This window comes from Rhizobium sp. 01L419 (genome assembly GCF_056400025.1).
On record NZ_JBFTSM010000001.1, the window covers coordinates 314618 to 334406 of the forward strand.

Annotated in this window: 15 protein-coding genes; 8 read left to right on the forward strand and 7 right to left on the reverse strand. The window is 58.9% G+C overall.

Features of this window, described 5'->3' with window-relative positions:
* Positions 1-957 (reverse strand): choline ABC transporter substrate-binding protein, encoded by a 957-nt coding sequence (locus AC1DUP_RS01560; protein WP_477831914.1) that lies wholly within the window; start codon positions 955-957, stop codon positions 1-3.
* A gap of 233 nt (positions 958-1190) precedes the next feature.
* On the opposite strand from AC1DUP_RS01560, the gene AC1DUP_RS01565 reads away from it, so the two are divergent.
* The 3 genes from AC1DUP_RS01565 (at position 1191) to AC1DUP_RS01575 (ending at position 4214) form a co-directional block, all read left to right on the forward strand.
* A complete protein-coding gene (locus tag AC1DUP_RS01565) occupies positions 1191-1793 on the forward strand; it encodes a thymidine kinase (protein WP_113308774.1) in 603 nt (200 codons plus the stop codon).
* Between the two features lie 73 nt (positions 1794-1866).
* Positions 1867-2940, forward strand: a complete 1074-nt coding sequence (locus AC1DUP_RS01570) for a hypothetical protein (protein WP_113297517.1) — start codon at positions 1867-1869, stop codon at positions 2938-2940.
* 152 nt (positions 2941-3092) lie between these two features.
* Positions 3093-4214: a DUF2333 family protein gene (locus tag AC1DUP_RS01575; protein WP_113308776.1), complete on the forward strand. Its 1122-nt coding sequence runs from the start codon at positions 3093-3095 to the stop codon at positions 4212-4214.
* A 27-nt stretch (positions 4215-4241) separates the two neighbouring features.
* Here AC1DUP_RS01575 and AC1DUP_RS01580 read toward each other — a convergent pair whose 3' ends face one another.
* The 3 genes from AC1DUP_RS01580 to AC1DUP_RS01590 all read right to left on the reverse strand — a co-directional run bounded on the left by AC1DUP_RS01580 (position 4242) and on the right by AC1DUP_RS01590 (position 6081).
* On the reverse strand, positions 4242-4703 hold the full coding sequence (locus tag AC1DUP_RS01580; RefSeq protein WP_113308777.1) for a PAS domain-containing protein: 462 nt from the start codon (positions 4701-4703) through the stop codon (positions 4242-4244).
* Positions 4704-4749: 46 nt separating this feature from the next.
* Positions 4750-5475 carry a helix-turn-helix transcriptional regulator gene (locus tag AC1DUP_RS01585; RefSeq protein ID WP_113308778.1) on the reverse strand — a complete coding sequence of 242 codons (726 nt, stop codon included), beginning with the start codon at positions 5473-5475 and terminating at the stop codon, positions 4750-4752.
* A 144-nt stretch (positions 5476-5619) separates the two neighbouring features.
* Positions 5620-6081 (reverse strand): Lrp/AsnC ligand binding domain-containing protein, encoded by a 462-nt coding sequence (locus tag AC1DUP_RS01590; protein ID WP_113297521.1) that lies wholly within the window; start codon positions 6079-6081, stop codon positions 5620-5622.
* A 112-nt stretch (positions 6082-6193) separates the two neighbouring features.
* Here AC1DUP_RS01590 and putA point away from each other — a divergent pair, with 112 nt between their 5' ends.
* Both putA and AC1DUP_RS01600 read left to right on the forward strand, forming a co-directional pair.
* Positions 6194-9310, forward strand: a complete 3117-nt coding sequence (gene putA, locus AC1DUP_RS01595; protein WP_477831915.1) for a bifunctional proline dehydrogenase/L-glutamate gamma-semialdehyde dehydrogenase PutA — start codon at positions 6194-6196, stop codon at positions 9308-9310.
* A gap of 95 nt (positions 9311-9405) precedes the next feature.
* Complete coding sequence (locus AC1DUP_RS01600; protein WP_477831916.1) at positions 9406-11094, forward strand: COG3904 family protein; 1689 nt, start codon at positions 9406-9408, stop codon at positions 11092-11094.
* Positions 11095-11179: 85 nt separating this feature from the next.
* On the opposite strand, the gene AC1DUP_RS01605 is transcribed toward AC1DUP_RS01600, so the two are convergent.
* Entirely contained in the window at positions 11180-11713 is a 534-nt protein-coding gene (locus AC1DUP_RS01605; RefSeq protein ID WP_113308781.1) for a TIGR00645 family protein, read from the reverse strand.
* A 157-nt stretch (positions 11714-11870) separates the two neighbouring features.
* On the opposite strand from AC1DUP_RS01605, the gene AC1DUP_RS01610 reads away from it, so the two are divergent.
* Positions 11871-13550, forward strand: coding sequence for a formate--tetrahydrofolate ligase (locus tag AC1DUP_RS01610; protein ID WP_113308782.1), 1680 nt, complete (start codon positions 11871-11873; stop codon positions 13548-13550).
* Here AC1DUP_RS01610 and AC1DUP_RS01615 read toward each other — a convergent pair.
* Entirely contained in the window at positions 13529-13756 is a 228-nt protein-coding gene (locus AC1DUP_RS01615) for a hypothetical protein (protein ID WP_113297526.1), read from the reverse strand. The genes AC1DUP_RS01610 and AC1DUP_RS01615 overlap by 22 nt on opposite strands.
* Positions 13757-13848: 92 nt before the next feature.
* Positions 13849-14766 carry an extensin-like domain-containing protein gene (locus tag AC1DUP_RS01620; RefSeq protein ID WP_477832133.1) on the reverse strand — a complete coding sequence of 306 codons (918 nt, stop codon included), beginning with the start codon at positions 14764-14766 and terminating at the stop codon, positions 13849-13851.
* A gap of 282 nt (positions 14767-15048) precedes the next feature.
* Between AC1DUP_RS01620 and AC1DUP_RS01625 the strand changes: the two genes are divergently transcribed.
* On the forward strand, positions 15049-17286 hold the full coding sequence (locus AC1DUP_RS01625) for a TonB-dependent hemoglobin/transferrin/lactoferrin family receptor (RefSeq protein ID WP_113297528.1): 2238 nt from the start codon (positions 15049-15051) through the stop codon (positions 17284-17286).
* A gap of 267 nt (positions 17287-17553) precedes the next feature.
* A complete protein-coding gene (locus AC1DUP_RS01630) occupies positions 17554-19743 on the forward strand; it encodes an anthranilate synthase (protein ID WP_477831917.1) in 2190 nt (729 codons plus the stop codon).
* Positions 19744-19789 lie beyond the last annotated feature (46 nt).

Consider the following 19789-nt stretch of genomic DNA (forward strand, 5'->3'; position numbering starts at 1 on the left):
TCAGAGGCCGAGGCCGGACTTGGCGGCCGCCAGGGCTTCGCCCTTGCCGTCGCGGGTCGTGACGCCGGCAAGCCACGGCTCAAGCGCTGCCGGATTCGCCTTCAGCCATTCGGAAGCTGCAGCTTCCGGTTCCTTGCCGTCGTTCAGGATCTTGCCCATCACCTGGTTCTCCATATCGAGGGAGAACGTCAGGTTCTTCACCATCAGGCCGACATTCGGGCATTCCTGGAGATAACCGGCACGCACGTTGGTAAAGACCTTGGCGCCGCCGAAGTCCGGGCCGAAGATGTCGTCGCCGCCGGTCAGGTAGGTCAGCTTGAAGTTGGTGTTCATCGGGTGAGGTTCCCAGCCAAGGAAGACCACGGGCTTGCCTGACTTGTCGGCGCGGGCGACCTGCGCAAGCATGCCCTGTTCCGAGGATTCGACGAGTTCCAGATCCTTCAGGCCGAAGGTGTCCTTGTCGATCATGTCCATGACGAGGCGGTTGCCGTCATTGCCGGGCTCGATGCCGTAGATCTTGCCGCCGAGATCGTCCTTGTGGGCGGCAATATCCTTGAAGTCCTCAATGCCGAGTTCCGCACCCTTGGCGTTGGTGGCGAGCGTGTATTTGGCGCCGACAAGGTTCGGGCCGAAGGATTCGACCGACTTGTCTTCGATATAGGGCCGGACGTCCTTTTCCTGCGTCGGCATCCAGTTGCCGAGGAAGATGTCGATGTCCTTGTTCTTCAGCGAGGTGTAGGTGACCGGCACCGAGAGAACCTTGACGTCGGTCTGATAACCGATGCTCTTCAGGATGACGGATGCGGTCGCGGTGGTGGCGGTGATATCAGTCCAGCCGACGTCCGACAAATGGACGGTGGAGCAGCTTTCAGGGTCTGCGGAGAAGGCAGCGGTCGCAGCGGAGAGGGCTGCAACTGCAGTTACAGTGACGAGTTTGAATGCGCTTGTTGTTTTCATTTTAGACTCCCAGTCTTACGTTCCCAAGCCAACCATCAATAGCCCAGTTTTACAAGCGATCTCGGCGCGTTTGCGGCGTTCCGGACTATGTGATTGCGACGTGCCGCATTTTGGGAAGGCCTGATTTACAAGGCTTTTAGCGGTTCCGACGCTAGGATTTTCTGTGACTATCGGTTTGTCGGGGCTTTTCTTTGCGTTCTCCAGCTTCCAAGAAGCCAGATAAGGAGAATCCGATGGCAAAGCTCTATTTCAACTATTCGACGATGAATGCCGGCAAGTCGACCATGCTATTGCAGGCCTCCTACAATTACCACGAGCGCGGCATGCGCACGGTTCTGTTGATCGCGGCCTTCGACCATCGGGTCGGGAGAGGCGTCATTGGCTCGCGCATCGGGCTCGAAGCGGAGGCCATCCCTTTCGAGAGCGACAGCGATCTCTACACGCTGGTTCGGCAATTGAGCGTCGAAGGGCAGCCGATCTCCTGCGTCTTCGTCGATGAGGCGCATTTCATGACTCGCGACCATATCTGGCAGCTTGCCCGCGTGGTGGACAGGCTCGGCATTCCCGTCATGGTCTACGGCTTGAGGACCGATTTCCAGGGCAAGCTTTTCCCTGCCTCGCAGGAGCTGCTGGCGATTGCCGATGAAATGCGCGAGGTGCGCACCATCTGCCATTGTGGGCGCAAGGCGACCATGGTCGTGCGGCTCGATGTCGAGGGCAAGGTGCTGCACGAGGGTGCGCAGATCGATGTCGGGGGAAACGAGAAATATGTTTCGCTGTGCCGCCGCCACTGGGACGATGCAATGAATGGTGAATGGATTGCCGAGCCGGTCTGAACGAAACGATGCCTGTTTTCTTTAGTGCGGCGAGTAAGTAGTCTACAAATCGGAGATTCCCTGGGAGTGCCCGGTGCGCAAAAGCCCGCCTTTCGATAGCCAGTACGATGCAGCCCGCGGCCTTGCCGAGGCGATGGCAGGTGAGGCGGATTATTGCGCCGCCTGCATCGCAGGCTTCGACGGCGACGGGGAGCGCTCGTCCGACGAGAACTTCCTTGAGCAGAATGCGCGGTTCCAGGGCTTCTTCAATGACACGACGACGCTCGATGTGCTGCTTGCGGAACTCGTCTTCTCCCTCGACCGGCTGACGGCCAGGGTCTCGGCCGATCTCGACAGTTTTCGCGGGCTGACGCGGCGCGAAAAGATGGCCGGATGGTTTTCCCGACAGCGCATGTGGCGCATGCACAGTGCACGGGTGCGCGAGGCGCCGGTCGTGGCACAGCTGCTCGATCTGCTGACGAAATCCGATCTTCTGGCGACACTGCTCGACGGCCAGAGGCGATCCCTCGTCGAGCGTCACAAGAGCGCTGAACAGAGCCTCGTCGACATCGTCGAGCACCGGCGGCGGCTTGTCGACGAGATCGACATTGCGCGGATGCGCATGAAGGAACTCAGTGCCAAGGCATTGAACACGCAGGGCCGTATCGGCGTCTATGGCAACAAGGCACATTGGGAGCAGATGGAGGCGGAGCGTCAGGCACTGAAGGCGGAGGTCGAACGCATTTCCGTCGAGGAACATGCGATGCGCGACGAGAGCCAGCGGCGCGAACGCTTCATCGGCATGTTCCAGGCCTTCGTCGACAGGCTGAACGGCCGTATCGCCGGCTGCAACGCGCTCATCCGCAAACTTTCGGTCGATACTGAGGAGCGGCTCATCATCTATCAGGCGCAGGTCGACACCGACCGGCCCGGCATGAAGGTGAGGATCAAGCCGGAGCTTTTTCCGAATATTGCTGAAACCATCGCGCTTTTCGAGAAGGGCATGCTGGTGCCTCAGGATCTGGTCCAGCGAAAGAGCCGTGCGGACCAGGAATTTACCCGGAAATTCCCCGTCTATGCCGAGGAGCGATCCGATGCGCCGCTGATCGATGTGGTGCGCAAATCGCCTATGTTCGGATTTGGATTCCTGCGTTCGCTGCGCTCCTGACCGGCGGCGAGGAAGCCTATTTCGGGCTGTCGCGTGTGGCCCGCGCACCCTTCGGGCCGAAATATCCTTTCCCGTTGTTGTACTTGGGCGATCGAGCGCATATGTGGGTGAAAGGGGGTACCCCTATTTTCGCCGCCTGACAGGAGACGACGATGCTCAACCGGATTGCCGGTTTTTTCAGACTGATCGGCCAAACGATCAGCCGCTGGATTCGCCTTTTTGCCGCCTGGGCCTTTTGGCCGTTTCTTGCCGCGCACGGATGGTATGCACGCAGGAGCTGGATGGTCCGGCTGCCGGTCATCGCGTTTCTGGCACTTCTCGTCGTCCTCTACGGCTATTTTATCTGGCAGACCCAAGTCTGGTCGAATTTCAACACCAACTTCGTCGATCAGTATCGCCTTTCGGAGCGCAAGGTGCCTGCCGGACAGGAAATTCCGGCGACGGACGGAACTGCTGCCAAGACCTGCCAGCGCTCGGCGATCGTCGATGCCGCGGCCGATCTGACGGATTTCAACGTCAACCAGAATGCCTGGATATCGTCGATGGTGCTCTACAAGATGGGCTTGTTCGGCATGGATTGGGATCACACGCCCTTCCTCGACAACAAGGCCTCCTTCCAGCGCGGCATCAACCAGGCGGTTCGTCGGACATCGGCGGAGCTTGTCGATACGCTGGGGCGCGTGCGCGGCACGTCCGGCATCAACAATGATCTGCAAAGTGCGCGCGGCAATCTGCAATTCGATGAATTTAGCTGGTATTTCGGCCTCAGTCCTTTTGGGCCAAAGACGCCGACGCCGGCCTATTATCGCGCGGCGATCAACAGCCTGCGCAAGTTCAATACCGATCTCGCCGGCTGCAATGCGGTCTTCGACGGCCGTGCCGACAACCTGATGCAGTTCATCGACCGCATCGCCAACGATCTCGGCAGCACTTCAGACATGCTGGCCGAGCGCTCGGAAAACCACAATCGTGGCTGGTTCGATACGCGTGCCGACGATCGGTTCTGGTTCGCCTATGGCCAGCTCTACGCTTATTACGCGATTCTTTCGGCGGCGCAGGCGGATTTCTCTCAGGTTGTGGCGGAGCGAAACCTCGGGGCGATCTGGGCTGGCACGACACGGCAATTCCAGGCGGCACTTCGTATCCAGCCAGCGATCATTTCCAACGGACGGGAGGATGGCTGGATCATGCCGAGCCATCTCGCCACGATGGGCTTCTATATGTTGAGAGTGCGTTCGAACCTCGTCGAAATTCGCTCGGTGCTTGACCGCTAGACCGCGCAGAATGCTGTATCCCGGCCGCTAAAGCGGCGCGCCGCCATCCTCGAAACCGACGATGTGCAGTTTTTCGACGAATTCGTAGGTGATGCCGGCGATGCCGCCGCCGCTGGCATCGTCGCGGAACTGGCCGACGGAGCGCACCATCTTGTAGCCGCCAAGCCTGTTGTCGACGCGATAGACGTAGTGGAAGCCGACCCTGTAAAGGCTCGCCTGCTCGAAGGTTTCGGCGATCAGCAGCCGGTCTTCCTCATGGATGCGCGACATGAGTTCGGTCAGATTGACCGGGCCCTCGCTGTAGGGAAGATCGAAGATCTGGTGGACGTCTTCACTGGCGAAGAAATGTCCTGTCCCGAGGTCCATCCGCCAGAAGCCGAAGAGGCGGTAGGCGGCAAACATGGTCAGCGCTTCGGCATCGGTGATACCGATGTGGGCGCGGGATTGCTGCCGATGCTCGATGGCCGGCTGTTCGAAACGAAGAGGCACGGTTTCTCCCCAGTTCGGGATGACGCGCTGATTCTCTTCTGATTCCTCAGTTGATCAGCTTCAATCGGATGGCTTTTGCTACCAACTGGGTGCGATTGACGCAATCTAGTTTTTTAATTGCGTTGGTCATATAGGCATTTACCGTGTGATCAGAGAGCGTCAGAATCTGGCCGATCTCGATTGAGGTCTTGCCCTGCGCCGTCCAGCGCACGACCTCCAGTTCACGCGCCGAAAGCGCGCTGTGGGCGCTTCCCTCGTTGCGCTTGACCGCGTTGTAGGTGTCGAGCGCATAAAGGATGATCATTGCAAGTTCGTTGATCTCGCTCTGTCCGAGGGGCGCACGTTCGCCGCCGAACCAGAAGACGAGGCGCTGTCCGTCGCCTGAGTTGATCGGCATTGCAATGCCGGCCGTCATGCCGTGCTGCCGCATCAAATTCTGGAGTACGGTCGGAAAAGCTTGCGCGTGACTGGGATCGTTGAGGTGCCAGACCTGTGGTACGGCCGATTCTCTCATCTTGGATGCAAAGGGGCAGGCGCGCAGCATATGTCCGCGATCGAAATCCCTGATGTAGGAAGCCGGCAGCGAGCTCTCGATGATCAGCGGCTTGAGCAGCAGATCTTCCACCGAGGGTGCGTTCAGCAGTGTGGCCTGCTCAAAACCGAATGCGGCCGCTACCCTTCCCAGTGCCTGTGCAAACAGGCCGCGCGTACGCGCCACTGCCAATTCGCCCGACAGCAATGACTGCCTTTCAGAGGTAGTCATGTAAGACATTATATGCCCCCGCAAGTCTCCATGTTACCGCTATCAAATACATAAATCCGCCTACATGCTAGTCCTAATTGACTTAGCACACGCTGATTAATTCATTTTGTGAAAAATTAACCAGATGAAAAACGCGCTTAAGTTGATTTTTATCTACACCGGTAGATGAGCTGTGCCTTTTACCTCCTCCATCACTGCATAAGTATGTGTTTCGCGTACGCCGGGGAGGGAAAGAATCACTTCCGACAGGAATTGGCGATAAGCATCCATTCCCGCCATGCGCGCCTTCACAAGATAATCGAAGCCGCCTGCGACCATGTGACATTCCATCACGTCGTCGCTGCGTTTTACTGCCGCAGCAAAGGCATCGAAAACGTCAGGCGTGGTGCGATCGAGCTTTACCTGAACGAAGACGAGGAGATTGCGGCCGAGTTTTTCCGGTGAGAGGATTGCCATATAGCCGGTGATATAACCGTCTCGGGTCAACCGTTTGACGCGCTCGGCTGTGGCCGTCGGCGACAGGTTGACGCGCTCGGCGAGCTCGATGTTGGAAAGCCGTCCCTCCTTTTGCAATGCACGGAGAATCTTGCGGTCGAGACGGTCGAGTTCTTTCATTTTTCGCGGCCTTTCAGGCAGTCGGTAGGCGAAGATCGTGTTGGCAGCCCACAGTTTAGTGAAAAACGCCACGAATGAACAGCTATGTTGTCGAAATCACGGAGAACCCTTCATGCCTACCCAGATTTCCACGCCTTTTGCCCCGTTCAACGCTCCATTTGCCGGTGACGATGACCGCCTGCTGCATGGCTTCGCTAAAAGCCTGAGTTTTTCAGCCTCCCAGGATGCGGCGATCGACAAACGTGGCGGCGGCATGATCGAGGCGATCCGCAGCAATTCCGGATCGATCGGCGGCGTGGAAGATTTTCTGCGGGAATATGGTCTCTCCACCAAGGAAGGCCTGGCGCTGATGGTGCTTGCCGAGGCGCTGCTGCGCGTGCCCGACGCGCTGACGCAGGACAAGCTGATCGAGGACAAGCTGAAGGAGGGCGGCTGGAGCGAACATGAAGGCAAGGCCGACAGCTGGTTCGTCTCGGCATCGGCCTGGGCGCTCGGCCTTTCGGCCCGCATCATCCGTCCCGGCGAGACGCCTGAAGGCGTGGTGCGCGGCCTCGTCAAGCGCATGGGCCTGCCGACCGTGCGCAATGCCACCAAGCAGGCCATGCGCTTCCTCGGTCATCATTTCGTGCTCGGCGAAACGATCAAGGATGCACTGAACCGTGCGGCCAAGAGCGAGGAGAAAGGCTATCGCCACTCCTTCGACATGCTGGGCGAGGGCGCTCGCACGGCTGAAGACGCCAAGCGCTACTGGCAGTCCTATGCGATGGCGATCGAGGCGATCGGCGGCTGGATGGCAAAAAACGCTAAAGGCAAGGACTTGCCCGATCGCATGGGCATTTCCGTCAAGCTTTCGGCGCTGCATCCGCGTTATCTCGCCACCCATCGCGACCGCGTGATGAAGGAACTCGTGCCCGACCTCCTGAAGCTTGCGCAGATGGCCAAGGCGCATCAGCTCAATTTCACCATCGACGCCGAAGAGGCAGACCGGCTGGAGCTTTCGCTCGACGTTATTGCCGCCGTGTTTTCCGATCCGTCGCTTGCCGGCTGGGATGGTTTCGGCCTAGCGATCCAGGCCTACCAGAAGCGTGCGGTCGCCGTGATCGACTATATCGACGCGCTTTGCGCAAAGCTTGGCCGCCGCATGATGGTGCGTCTCGTCAAGGGCGCCTATTGGGATACCGAGGTCAAGCGGGCACAGGAGCGCGGGCTGGATGACTACCCGGTCTGGACGCGCAAGCAGGCGACGGATCTTGCCTATCTCGCCTGCGCGCAGCACATGCTGGACAAGCGGGCGCGCATCTTCCCGCAATTCGCCACGCATAATGCGCTGACGGTTTCCACCATTCTGGAGCTTGCCGGCAACGACCGCTCCGGCTTCGAGTTCCAGCGCCTGCATGGCATGGGCGAGAGCCTTTACAATCACCTGCTTGATACCAACGATCGTATCGCCTGCCGGATCTATGCGCCTGTTGGCGGTTATCGGGATCTGCTCGCCTATCTCGTCCGTCGCCTGCTGGAAAACGGCGCCAATTCCTCCTTTGTCGCCATGGCCGGCGACAAGAACGTGCCGGTCAAGGCGTTGCTGGAGCGTCCGGCAGACAAGTTAGAATTCGATGTCGGCGCGAGCGCCCGCAACAGCAAGATTCCGATGCCGCTACAGCTCTATGGCAAGCGCAAGAACAGCGCCGGGCTGGAATTTGGCCATCGCGCGACGCTTGAGACGCTGATGAACAATATCGGCAAGGGCATTGCCGCCATCTCCGCCGCGCCGCTCATCCCCGGTGTGGCTGCGAGCGGTTCGGAAGCATCCGTCATTTCGCCGTCCGATCACGCGAAGATCGTTGGCTCCGTTCGCAATGCCACCGCAGCCGATATCGACAAGGCCTTTGCCATCGCGGCCAGGGGCTTCAAGACATGGTCGCGCCGTTCCGTCGAAGAGCGCGCTTCGGCGCTGGAGCGCATGGCCGATCTCATGGAAGAAGATCGTGACCGGCTGTTGGTGCTTCTGGCCGCAGAGGCCGGCAAGACACTCGATGATGGCGTTGCGGAAGTGCGCGAGGCCGTGGACTTCTGCCGGTACTATGCCGGCGAGGCGCGCCGGTTGTTCGGCACGGTGACCAAGATGCCGGGGCCGACCGGCGAGGACAATCGTTACCTCTGGCGCGGACGTGGTGTCTTTGCCTGCATCTCACCTTGGAATTTCCCGCTGGCGATTTTCCTCGGGCAGGTTTCGGCGGCCCTTGTTTCCGGCAATGCCGTGCTTGCAAAGCCTGCGCCGCAGACGCCGTTGATCGCCTATGAGGCGGTCAAACTGCTCCACAAGGCCGGGGTGCCGGAAGATGCGCTGCTCTTCGTGCCCGGTGGTCCGGATGTCGGTGCCGCCATCACAGCGCATGCAGCGCTTGCCGGTGTTGCCTTCACCGGTTCGACCAAGACTGCATGGGCAATCAATCGGGCGCTTGCCGCCAAGGATGGGCCGATCGTGCCGTTGATCGCCGAAACCGGCGGCCTGAACGCCATGGTGGTCGATGCGACGGCGCTTGGCGAGCAGGTGACAGATGATGTGATCCTCTCCGCGTTCCGTTCTGCCGGCCAGCGCTGCTCCGCACTTCGCCTGCTCTTCCTGCAGGAGGACGTGGCAGAGCACATGACCCAGATGATTGAAGGGGCCGCACGTGAGTTGCGGCTCGGCGATCCCGCGCTGGAAACCACCGATGTCGGTCCGATCATCGACGACAAGCAGAGGGCGATGCTGGAAGCCCATATTGCCGACATGCAGAAGACCCAGAAGGTGCGCTATGCCGGCAAGGCGCCTGATGGAGGCAGTTTCTTTGCGCCACATATCATCGAGCTCGACAAGGCCGCGGCGCTGACCAAGGAAGTATTCGGACCGGTGCTGCACATCGTCAGATGGAAGGCGAAGGACTTGCCTGGGGTGCTGCAGGATATCCAAGCCTCCGGCTACGGCCTGACGCTCGGCGTCCATAGCCGCATCGAATCGACGATCCGCACCGTCACCGATGCGCTCGATACCGGCAATGTCTATGTGAACCGTAACATGATTGGCGCCGTCGTCGGTACCCAGCCCTTCGGCGGCTCAGGGCTTTCGGGCACCGGATTCAAGGCCGGTGGGCCGGCCTATCTGCAGCGTTTTGCGCTGGAACAGGTGATCTCGGTGAACACTGCTGCCGCAGGTGGCAATGCCAGCCTGATTGCGATGGGAGAATAAAGTAATAAGGCGGCAGTAAGCCCTCGGAATCCCGCTTGCTGCCTTTTAATCCAATTGCTAAGCGTATGATCAGGTGCAACTAGGGCGATCTAATCGTGCGCTTTGCAGTTTCTTTTTTGGTGAAGTGCCTATCCTTCCGATCATTACTTATTTTGTTTCTTTTGAACTTGCCGATCGGAGCTACTGCCTCCGAAGCTGCCAAGCAGAAACAGGCGGGGCAGCCCCCGATGGATTTCATTCTCGTGCGCAGCCTCTCCTGTCTGGAAGACTGTCCTGAATGGATCTCGGCGGAGGGGCGTATAACGTCCGATACGCCAGCGCGGTTGAGAAAATTTCTTAAAAAGATCGGCGACCGGAAAGTTCCTGTCGTCCTTCGCTCGGAGGGTGGCGAAGTCGATGCCGCCTATGTGATGGGCCGGATGATCCGCAAGGCCGGTCTTGAAACGGCAGTCGGCGGCACGCAGCTCAAGGATTGCCCCGATGACGATAGGCGCTGCGCTGCGGCTATCGCAAAGGATGGCACTTCGGTCGGGGATACTTATTCGGATGGTGCGTTCTGCTATTCTGCGTGTCCTCTGGTGCTGGCCGGTGGCACGTCGCGTGCTTCGTCGCAGTGGGCCTATATCGGCGTCCACCAGATCACGACTGTCTATCAGAAGGTGCGTATCTCTTACCGGATCGAATACAAGATGGTGAACGGCAAGAAGACGGAAGTCTCCCGCAAGGAGGTTGGGCGAAAGGCGGCTGGGCAGCGCAGCTCCACCAAGCTGGGCAAGAAGGCCACCGCTGCCCTTACGGGCTATTTGAAGGAAATGGGCGTCAGTGGTGATCTGGTCGATGTGATGATGGCGACCACCCCTGCAAGCATCGCAGTCATACCGCCTGAAGACGCAGTTCGAATGGGTCTTCTCACTGATGTGCTGACATTCAGTGAGTGGCCCGGTATGCCGCTCTGTCCTAAAGACGCCGCGGCGAGCGCCGTCTGCTATCGCCATCCTGTGGCGGAGGTAGCTGTAACGCAGGCGCCTGTGGCAGAGGCCCCGGTGAAGAGTGCGACGGTTTATGCAGGCGGCGGTCTGATTAAAACCCATCCCATGGATTTTCTCGTGATGTACCATGGCGATTGCCAGGACGAGTGTACGCAGTGGATTTCTGCGGATGGCTATATTATGCCGGATACCCCGGCTCAGCTGGGCGCGATCTTGAAGGCGCTCGGAGGAAAAAAGCTGCCCGTCGTCTTTCAGTCCTATGGCGGCGACAGGGATGCCGCTTTTGCGATGGGGCGCATGATCCGTGCTGCGGGTCTTGATACCTCAATTGGCAGGGCGAGATTGCCGAATTGTCCGATGATGGATCCGCGCTGCATATCAAGCATGGCAAAAGACGGGCCGACCGAAGGGGAGGTCTTTGCCGGCGGTGCGTACTGTTTTTCGAGCTGTACTCTTGCTTTCATGGGCGGAGAGTTGCGGCTTCTAGGAAATTCGGCGCTTGGCCTCAGCCGACCGATGAACAAGCTTACAGACACTGATCGTGAAGATTTTTATACCTATTTCAAAGAAATGGGCGTCAGTCCCGACACATTCGAAACAATGATGATCACGCCGCCAAATGGCAGAGGGGACATCCTTGATCCCCAGGCGATCGGGCTTGGTATTATCAATGGTGTCATCCCTTACGATGAAGAACCGGGCGCTCATTTCTGCGGGCCGAATGCGAAGGAAAGTGTCCGATGCCCCAGAAAATCCGAGGCGGCAATCGTACCTGCTGCGGCATCGGTTAACTGATGCCCAGATGTGAAAAGCCGTAACGACGCGGCGCTGTTGCTTCGCACTGCTATCGTTCGCCGGATGTGTCCGGCTTGACGCCGCCTTACGCCTTGTCCTTCAAATCATTCTTCGAGGTCACGCTCATCAGCTTCTCGAGGAAGCCGAGCATGACTGCCGAAACCACGAAGGCGAGGTGCATGAGGGTCAGCCACATGATCCTGCCGTCGGTATATTGTTCAACATTGAGAAAGACCTGCAGCAGATGGATGGAGGAGATGGCGACGATCGAGGAGGCGACCTTGATCTTCAAGCTGCCGGAATCCAGCTTGCCGAGGAAGGAGACCTCGTTTTCCGCATCGGCTTCGGCCTCGTCGAAGCGGCTGACGAAGTTCTCATAGCCGGAGATCATCACCATGACGATGAGGCTTGCGACCAGCGCCGCATCGATAAGCCCAAGCATGGCGAGGATCATTTCCGCTTCGCCGAGTTCGAATACGCTTTTGGCGACCTTCAGGAATTTGAAAGCGAAAGAAACGGCATAGACGGCAAGTGCCAGCACGAGGCCGATATAGAAGACAACCAGCAACCAACGGCTGGAAAGAATGATGCGCTCGACGAGAAGCTCGAGTGATTTCATAGTCTACCCCGTAAATCCTAGAATCGCTGATCCCTAATAAACAATGGAATAGGCTGACGGCAAGGCGCAGTGCTATTCACAGCTTAGGCATATTTCGCTATCCGATTGAAATAAACGCCAAGTCCGGCGCGCGCTCAGACAAACGGGAACCTGATCCATGGCTGCCATTAAATCCGATATCGAAATCGCGCGTGCGGCAACCAAGAAGCCGATCTACGACATCGGTGCCAAGCTCGGCATACCGCCGGAGCAGCTTGTTCCCTATGGTCACGACAAGGCGAAGATCAGCGCCGAGTTCATTGCTGCGCAGGAGGGCAAGAGGGATGGAAAGCTGATCCTTGTTACCGCCATCAACCCGACGCCGGCGGGCGAGGGCAAGACGACGACGACGGTCGGTCTCGGCGACGGACTGAACCGTATCGGCAAAAAGGCAATCGTCTGCGTACGTGAGGCCTCGCTCGGCCCTTGCTTCGGCGTGAAGGGAGGGGCGGCAGGCGGCGGCTATGCGCAGGTCGTGCCGATGGAAGACATCAACCTGCATTTCACCGGCGATTTTCACGCGATCACCTCGGCGCACAACCTGCTCGCCGCGATGATCGATAATCACATTTACTGGGGCAACGAAGAGAATATCGACCTGCGCCGCATCACCTGGCGGCGGGTGATGGACATGAACGACCGGGCGCTGCGCAGCATGGTGTCCTCGCTCGGCGGCGTGTCCAACGGCTTCCCCCGGCAGAACGGCTTCGATATCACTGTCGCCTCCGAAGTCATGGCGATCCTCTGCCTTGCGAGCGATCTCAAGGATCTGGAGCGTCGGCTCGGCGACATCATTATCGGTTACCGCTTCGACAAGACACCGGTCTACGCCCGCGATCTCAAGGCGGATGGGGCTATGGCCGTTCTCCTGAAGGATGCCATGCAGCCGAACCTCGTGCAGACGCTGGAGAACAATCCGGCCTTCGTGCATGGCGGGCCTTTTGCCAATATCGCCCATGGCTGCAACTCGGTGATTGCAACGAAGACCGCACTGAAGCTCGGCGAATATGTCGTGACGGAAGCGGGCTTCGGGGCAGATCTCGGCGCAGAGAAGTTCTTCAACATCAAGTGCCGCAAGGCGGGGCTGAAGCCGAGTGCTGCGGTGATCGTTGCGACCGTCCGGGCGCTGAAGATGAATGGTGGCGTGAAGAAGGACGATCTCGGCACGGAGAATGTGGAGGCGCTGGTGCGCGGTTGCTCCAATCTCGGCCGCCACATCGCCAATGTGCGCCGCTTCGGTGTGCCTGTCGTCGTCGCGATCAACCATTTCACCTCGGATACGGACGCGGAAATCGCTGCCGTCAAAGATTTCGTCGCGCGTCACGGCGCGGAAGCCATCCTCTGCCGTCACTGGGCGGAAGGTTCGGCCGGTATCGAGGATCTGGCCTATAAGGTAGTGGAGCTTGCCGAATCCGGACAGGCGAAGTTCGAGCCCCTCTATGGCGACGACCTGCCGCTGCTCGAAAAGATCGAGATCGTCGCTTCGAAGATCTACCATGCCGGAGAGGTCACCGCTGACAAGTCTGTGCGCGACCAGCTCACGGCCTGGGAAGAGCAAGGCTACGGCAAGCTGCCGGTCTGCATGGCGAAGACGCAGTATTCTTTCTCTACCGACCCAAATCTTCGTGGGGCGCCGGAGGGGCATGTGGTGTCGGTGCGCGAGGTACGCCTGTCGGCAGGCGCCGGATTCGTCGTCGTCATCACCGGTGAGATCATGACCATGCCGGGTCTGCCGAAGTCGCCGTCGGCGGAGCGGATTTACCTCAATGATCAAGGTTATATCGAAGGATTGTTCTGATCCGGAGCAGCTTTCACACCGCGGATCAGGCGATGACGTTGGCGGTTCCCAAATTCAGGGTCGATGAATAGCCAAATGAAGAGCCTCTCAAGGCTGCCGCTCAGCAATATACCTATGGGTATGAGCCAGAGAATGTGGCCCGTAAACAGCAAGGCTATGGCAGCTAAAAGCAGCCCGAGGATGATACAGGCTGCAATAGCCTTCATTCACTTTCCTAACTTCGCGTTCGTTATTCTCAGACTTTGATTTGGGGATGTGAGGAACTGATTCAAGCCACAGTCGCAAGCGCCTGAAATGATTAATGGCAATAGCGATAACCACCCTTTCTCTGCAATACGTCCAGATGGAAGTGGGTCTCATGGGCGGCATCACTCTCGGGATCGAGCACTGTCATGAAATAGAGGCAGCCTGCCGCGCTCACCGTGCGCTGGAATGCGCCTGTCAGCGTCGAATCCTCACGGCGTGAGCGAATGGCGATATCCTCGCCCTTCTTGAAGCTGAAGCTTGCGATATCGATGGCATTGCCGCGGGCATGTTCTGAGATCTTGCCGGCCTCAGCGTTGTTTCGCAGCCGGCAGATGTAGGCTGAGGCCTGATTGATGGTGGTGATGCCGCCGCTTTCCGGCAAGGCGACCGAGGCAGCGGGAATGACGCTTCCCTTCATCCATCGTGCGAGCGCCAGTGCGGTCGGGCAGCGTAGTGTTGCTTCGGGCTTCAGTGCGATGCCGGGCAGGGCCTCAGAGACGATGATCGGTTTGTCGATGCCGCATCCGTTGCCACCATCGACGCGGGGCGTTTCTTTGAAGACAACACCGAGGCTCTGCAGCTCTTTGGTACATTCCGCATGGTCCGCATCGCTTTCGCGTTCGATGGTGAGATGCTGTTCCTCAAGTGTCCGTTCCCCCGGTTTCGCTGGCTCCTGATCTTCCGGCGGAACAGGAGGCAAGTCATCCTTTCCGCTTGGTGGGGTGGCAGGGGTTTCGCCGGGTTTAGGCTGAGGCGTCGGAACGTCGGACGCTGCCGGCGGCGTTTCGGGCGTCAGTTCGGATGCAGCCTCAGGCTGAGGCTGGGGGGCTTGCTCGGTTTCCTGTTTCTTTTCTGGTTGAGGGGCCGCAGGCGCTTCGATTGCTGCTTCTGGCTTTGCCTGAGGCACCGGACCGGTTCGCGGCAGACTTGCGCCGGGGAGCAGGGCGAGTGCGGCCAGAATGACCGCCATCTTCCGAAATTCTCTCACACGTCGTTTCCCGTCGTTGATCGAGCGGAGAGGAAACGCGAGAGCGGCGAATTCGTTGCAATTGCGCAACGTTTCCTGAGATCCTTAAAACTTGACGATATTATTCAACATAAATCGCCCGAATATATTGACAATAAAACTCATGTTTTTTATGCGGCAAAAAGAAGGCGGAAATCTCCGCAGTCGTTCGCAACCTAGCCAGCCCCTCGAGCGCCAGAAACGCCACGACCAGCCAGCCCGGTAATTTCCATTTGAGGGTAGGTTATGATCGTCCGGCATTGGCGCTCGGTTCTAATGGTCTGCACAGCAGCCGCACTTGTTCTTCCAGTTTCAGAGTCTTTCGCACAGAGCGCTCCGGCGGCAACGCCAGCCACGAATGCCGAAGGCGCAACTGTCCTTCAGAAAATCGTCGTCAAGGGAAATCGCGTGGCGCCCGGCAGTGTTGCCGATACGCCGCTTGCCACCCAGATCGACAAGAAGGAGCTGGAACAGAAGCAGGTCACGAATTACGACGATCTCGGTCGCAGCGTCGACGCGACGGTGAACTATTCGCGCGCTGACGCTGGCTTCAACCTGCGCGGCCTTTCCGGCCCGCGTATCCTGACGACCATCGACGGCATCCCTATCCCGTATATTTCCAACAGCTCGCGCCAGGGCGCTTTTGCCCCGGCTAACGCCAATGGCGGCGGCGACACCTTTGATTTCGATTCACTTTCCTCTCTCGACATCGTGCGCGGTGCAGATTCAAGCAAGGGCGGTTCGGGCATGCTCGGCGGCGCCTTCGTCCTCAATACGCTCGAGCCCGAGGACCTGATTCCGGAAGATCGCGACTGGGGCGCGATCGTCAAGTCGACCTATGACAGCGAAGACCGCAGCATTGCCGGCTCCGCCGCCGCCGCCAAGAGGGTCGGCAATACGTCGATCCTTTTTCAGGGCGCCTATCGCAAGGGTCACGAGCGCGACAACAAGGGCGATAACGACAGCTATGGCCGTTTGCGCACCGAGGCGGATCCGGCTGATTTCGATCAGCACAACCTGCTCTTCAAGGTGCGTCAAGATCTCGAAGGCGGCCATCGCATCGGCTTGACGGCGGAGCGTTTCCGGCGCGACCTGAAGACCGATCTGCGGGACCTGCAGGGCACGCCTCCCATCCGCAGCTATCTCGTCGGCGACTACGACGGTCGGGAACTGGGCGATCGTGACCGTGTTTCGCTGGATTATGATTACGAGGCGCAGTCTTCCGATGCATTCTTCAGCACCGCCCGAGCTACCCTCTACTGGCAGGATCTGAAGAAAGAATCCGGCACCCAAGGCCGCACTGCAGCCAATGTCGCCTATGGCCGCAATAACAGCATCGAAAACGAAACCTGGGGCTTCAGCGGCACAGCAACGAAGGACTTCGAATATTCCGGCCTCAGCCACTCCGTTCGCGTCGGCCTCGACGTCGGAGTCTCGAGCTGGAACCAATTCAGTTCGGCGCTTTGCCCGACGCCGACAACCTGCCCGACGCTCAACAACCAGTCCGAAGTACCCAACGTCGACAGCACGAACCTCGGCGTGACATTCGAAGACAAGATCGAAATCGGCAATAGCGGCTTTGCGCTGACGCCCGGCTTCCGCTTTGATTGGTTCAACTATCGACCGTCGACGGGCGGCGGTTTCGAGAACAACCCGGCGCTTCCCCGCTTCGGTGCGGTTTACGATCGTACGGAAGCCGGGATGTCGCCGAAGCTGCTTGCAAGCTACGACCTGACACCTGATGTTCAGCTCTATGCCCAGCTTGCAGTCGGCTTCCGTGCCCCGACCGTCGATGAACTCTACAGCCGCTTCTACAATGCGACGCAGGGTTATGCGCAGCTTGGCAATCCGAATCTGGATCCGGAAATCGGCCGCGGCATTGAGATCGGCGCTAACTTCGATACTGGCGGTCTGCAGGGTCGCGTAGCTGCATTCCATACCCGGTATCAGAACTTCATCGAAACCGTGACGACAAGGAATCCCACCACTGGCTTCATGACGTTCAACTACACGAACGTGTCCTCTGCTTCCATCTCGGGCCTTGAAGCGAATGTGATCAAGACGTTCGACAACGGCATCAATCTTCATACCTCGCTTGCCTACACCTATGGCCGGAACGACGATACGCAGGAGCGGCTGCGCTCTGTCGCGCCGTTCAAGGCCATCGTCGGCGGTGGTTGGAGCAATGACGAATACGGTTTCGACCTCTCCTCAACGCTCTCGTCGCAGATGACCGGCAACGACAATGCCCTGACGTCGTTCGATGCGCCCGGTTACGGCATCGTCGACCTGACCGCATGGTGGACGCCGGAACAAGTCAAGGGTCTGCGTATCCAGGGCGGGATCTACAACATCTTTGACCAGGAGTACTACAACGCGCTCGCTGTTCGTGAGGTCAATCTGAGTGCAACCGCTTCGCAACCGAAGGAGTGGTATTCGGAGCCGGGCCGCACCTTCAAGATCTCGGTCACCAAGACCTTCTAATTACAAATCAGCCTTTCAAGGCTGGGGTGGGGCGGCTTTCGGGCCGCCCTTTTTCGTGGGCCAATGGCCTCTTGCGCTTGGCTTAATCTCAGGCTAACAATTTCGCCCATGAAGAAGTCTGTAAACATTGCAGTTTGGTGGTGGGCTCGCTGAGGCGGCCTCGACCAATCGTGTCCAAAGACGACGAACGAGCCGCCCGAAACTTCGAGGCGGCTTTTTTTGTTTCAAAGGCCGCCTTTCGTCCGGGCCCGATAACGGAGTGGAACTATGGTAACGATCCTGCGGGATGATGGTGCGGAAATCTACGAGACCAAGGGCGGCATCACCGTCACCCGGCAAAGGCGGGCCATTCCCTATGCCGACGCGGTCTCCTCCTATATCGACAAGCTCGACGAGCGTCGCGGCGCCGTCTTCTCCTCGAACTACGAATATCCGGGTCGTTATACGCGTTGGGATACGGCTGTTGTCGATCCGCCGCTCGGTATTTCCTCCTTCGGCCGCAATGTCTGGATCGAAGCCTACAACGAGCGGGGCGAGGTTATCCTTGGTTTCGTCGTCGAGCGATTGAAGACGGTTCATGAGCTTGAACTCGGCACATTGACAGCGCGCCGGCTCGACCTGACGGTCAAGATGCCGGACCGTGTCTTCACCGAAGAAGAGCGCTCGAAGATGCCGACGGTCTTTACCGTTCTTCGTGCCATCACCGATCTCTTCTATTCGCAGGCAGATGCCAGCATCGGCTTCTACGGCGCCTTCGGTTACGACCTCGCCTTCCAGTTCGACGCGATCAATCTGAAGCTTCAGCGTCCTTCCGATCAGCGGGACATGGTGCTCTATCTGCCGGACGAAATTCTCGTCGTCGACAACTACGCCGCAAAGGCATGGGTCGATCGTTACGACTTCGCCAGGGACGGCAAGACGACAGAAGGCAAGGCGGGCGATATCGCCGCTGAGCCGTTCATCCGCACGAATACCATCCCGCCGAAGAGCGATCACCGCCCGGGCGAATATGCCGAACTCGTCGTCAAGGCGAAGGAGAGTTTCCGCAAGGGCGATCTCTTCGAAGTGGTGCCGGGCCAGAAGTTCATGGAGCGCTGCGAAAGCAAGCCTTCCGACATTTCCAAGCGGCTGAAGGCGATCAATCCGTCGCCCTATTCCTTCTTCATCAATCTCGGAAACCAGGAATATCTCGTCGGCGCCTCGCCGGAAATGTTCGTGCGTGTCTCCGGCCGCCGCATCGAGACATGCCCGATCTCGGGCACCATCAAGCGTGGCGACGATCCGATCGCCGACAGCGAGCAGATCCTGAAGCTCCTGAATTCCAAGAAAGACGAGTCCGAGCTGACCATGTGCTCTGACGTCGATCGCAACGACAAGAGCCGCGTCTGCGAGCCGGGTTCGGTCAAGGTCATTGGCCGCCGTCAGATCGAGATGTATTCCCGCTTGATCCACACGGTCGATCACATCGAAGGCCGTCTGCGTGACGATATGGATGCCTTCGACGGTTTCCTCAGCCATGCCTGGGCCGTGACTGTCACTGGCGCGCCGAAGCTCTGGGCCATGCGTTTCATCGAAGCCCATGAGAAGAGCCCGCGTGCATGGTATGGTGGCGCGATCGGCATGGTCGGCTTCAATGGCGACATGAATACCGGCCTGACGCTGCGCACGGTGCGTATCAAGGATGGTATTGCCGAAGTACGCGCCGGTGCGACGCTGCTCAACGATTCCATTCCCGAGGAAGAAGAAGCCGAAACCGAACTGAAGGCCTCTGCCATGCTTTCCGCTATCCGTGACGCCAAGACGGGCAATTCCGGTAAGACCCAGCGCGATGTCGCCTCTGTTGGCAAGGGCGTCAACATCCTGCTGATCGACCATGAAGACAGCTTCGTGCATACGCTGGCAAATTATTTCCGCCAGACTGGCGCGACGGTCTCGACCGTACGGACGCCAGTGCCGGAAGAGATCTTCGACCGGCTGAATCCTGACCTTGTCGTGTTGTCGCCCGGACCCGGCAACCCGAAGGATTTCGATTGCAAGGCGACGATCAAGAAGGCTCGGGCGCGTAACCTGCCGATCTTCGGCGTCTGCCTCGGCCTGCAGGCGCTAGCGGAAGCCTATGGCGGTGAGCTTCGCCATCTGGCGCTACCGATGCATGGCAAGCCGTCGCGTATCCGCGTGCTGGAGCCGGGCATCGTCTTCTCGGGCCTTGCCAAGGAAGTGACGGTTGGGCGCTATCACTCGATCTTTGCCGATCCTTCGACGCTGCCGCGGGAGTTCATCATCACCGCCGAGAGTGAGGACGGCACGATCATGGGCATCGAGCATGCCAAGGAGCCGATCGCGGCCGTGCAGTTTCATCCGGAATCGATCATGACGCTGGGCGGCGATGCAGGCATGCGGATGATCGAGAATGTGGTGGCGCATCTAGCGCGGCGGGCCAAAACCAAGGCGGCCTGATGTCAGAGGCATAAGCAATAAAAAACCCGCCGGAGAAGGCGGGTTT

What these genes read in the sequence shown, in the direction of transcription:
- AC1DUP_RS01560 (WP_477831914.1), bottom strand. Translation starts at nt 957, where the DNA reads ATGAAAACAACAAGCGCATTCAAACTCGTCACTGTAACTGCAGTTGCA.
- AC1DUP_RS01565 (WP_113308774.1), top strand. Translation starts at nt 1,191, where the DNA reads ATGGCAAAGCTCTATTTCAACTATTCGACGATGAATGCCGGCAAGTCG.
- AC1DUP_RS01575 (WP_113308776.1), top strand. Translation starts at nt 3,093, where the DNA reads ATGCTCAACCGGATTGCCGGTTTTTTCAGACTGATCGGCCAAACGATC.
- AC1DUP_RS01585 (WP_113308778.1), bottom strand. Translation starts at nt 5,475, where the DNA reads ATGTCTTACATGACTACCTCTGAAAGGCAGTCATTGCTGTCGGGCGAA.
- AC1DUP_RS01590 (WP_113297521.1), bottom strand. Translation starts at nt 6,081, where the DNA reads ATGAAAGAACTCGACCGTCTCGACCGCAAGATTCTCCGTGCATTGCAA.
- putA (WP_477831915.1), top strand. Translation starts at nt 6,194, where the DNA reads ATGCCTACCCAGATTTCCACGCCTTTTGCCCCGTTCAACGCTCCATTT.
- AC1DUP_RS01605 (WP_113308781.1), bottom strand. Translation starts at nt 11,713, where the DNA reads ATGAAATCACTCGAGCTTCTCGTCGAGCGCATCATTCTTTCCAGCCGT.
- AC1DUP_RS01610 (WP_113308782.1), top strand. Translation starts at nt 11,871, where the DNA reads ATGGCTGCCATTAAATCCGATATCGAAATCGCGCGTGCGGCAACCAAG.
- AC1DUP_RS01615 (WP_113297526.1), bottom strand. Translation starts at nt 13,756, where the DNA reads ATGAAGGCTATTGCAGCCTGTATCATCCTCGGGCTGCTTTTAGCTGCC.
- AC1DUP_RS01620 (WP_477832133.1), bottom strand. Translation starts at nt 14,766, where the DNA reads ATGGCGGTCATTCTGGCCGCACTCGCCCTGCTCCCCGGCGCAAGTCTG.
- AC1DUP_RS01625 (WP_113297528.1), top strand. Translation starts at nt 15,049, where the DNA reads ATGATCGTCCGGCATTGGCGCTCGGTTCTAATGGTCTGCACAGCAGCC.
- AC1DUP_RS01630 (WP_477831917.1), top strand. Translation starts at nt 17,554, where the DNA reads ATGGTAACGATCCTGCGGGATGATGGTGCGGAAATCTACGAGACCAAG.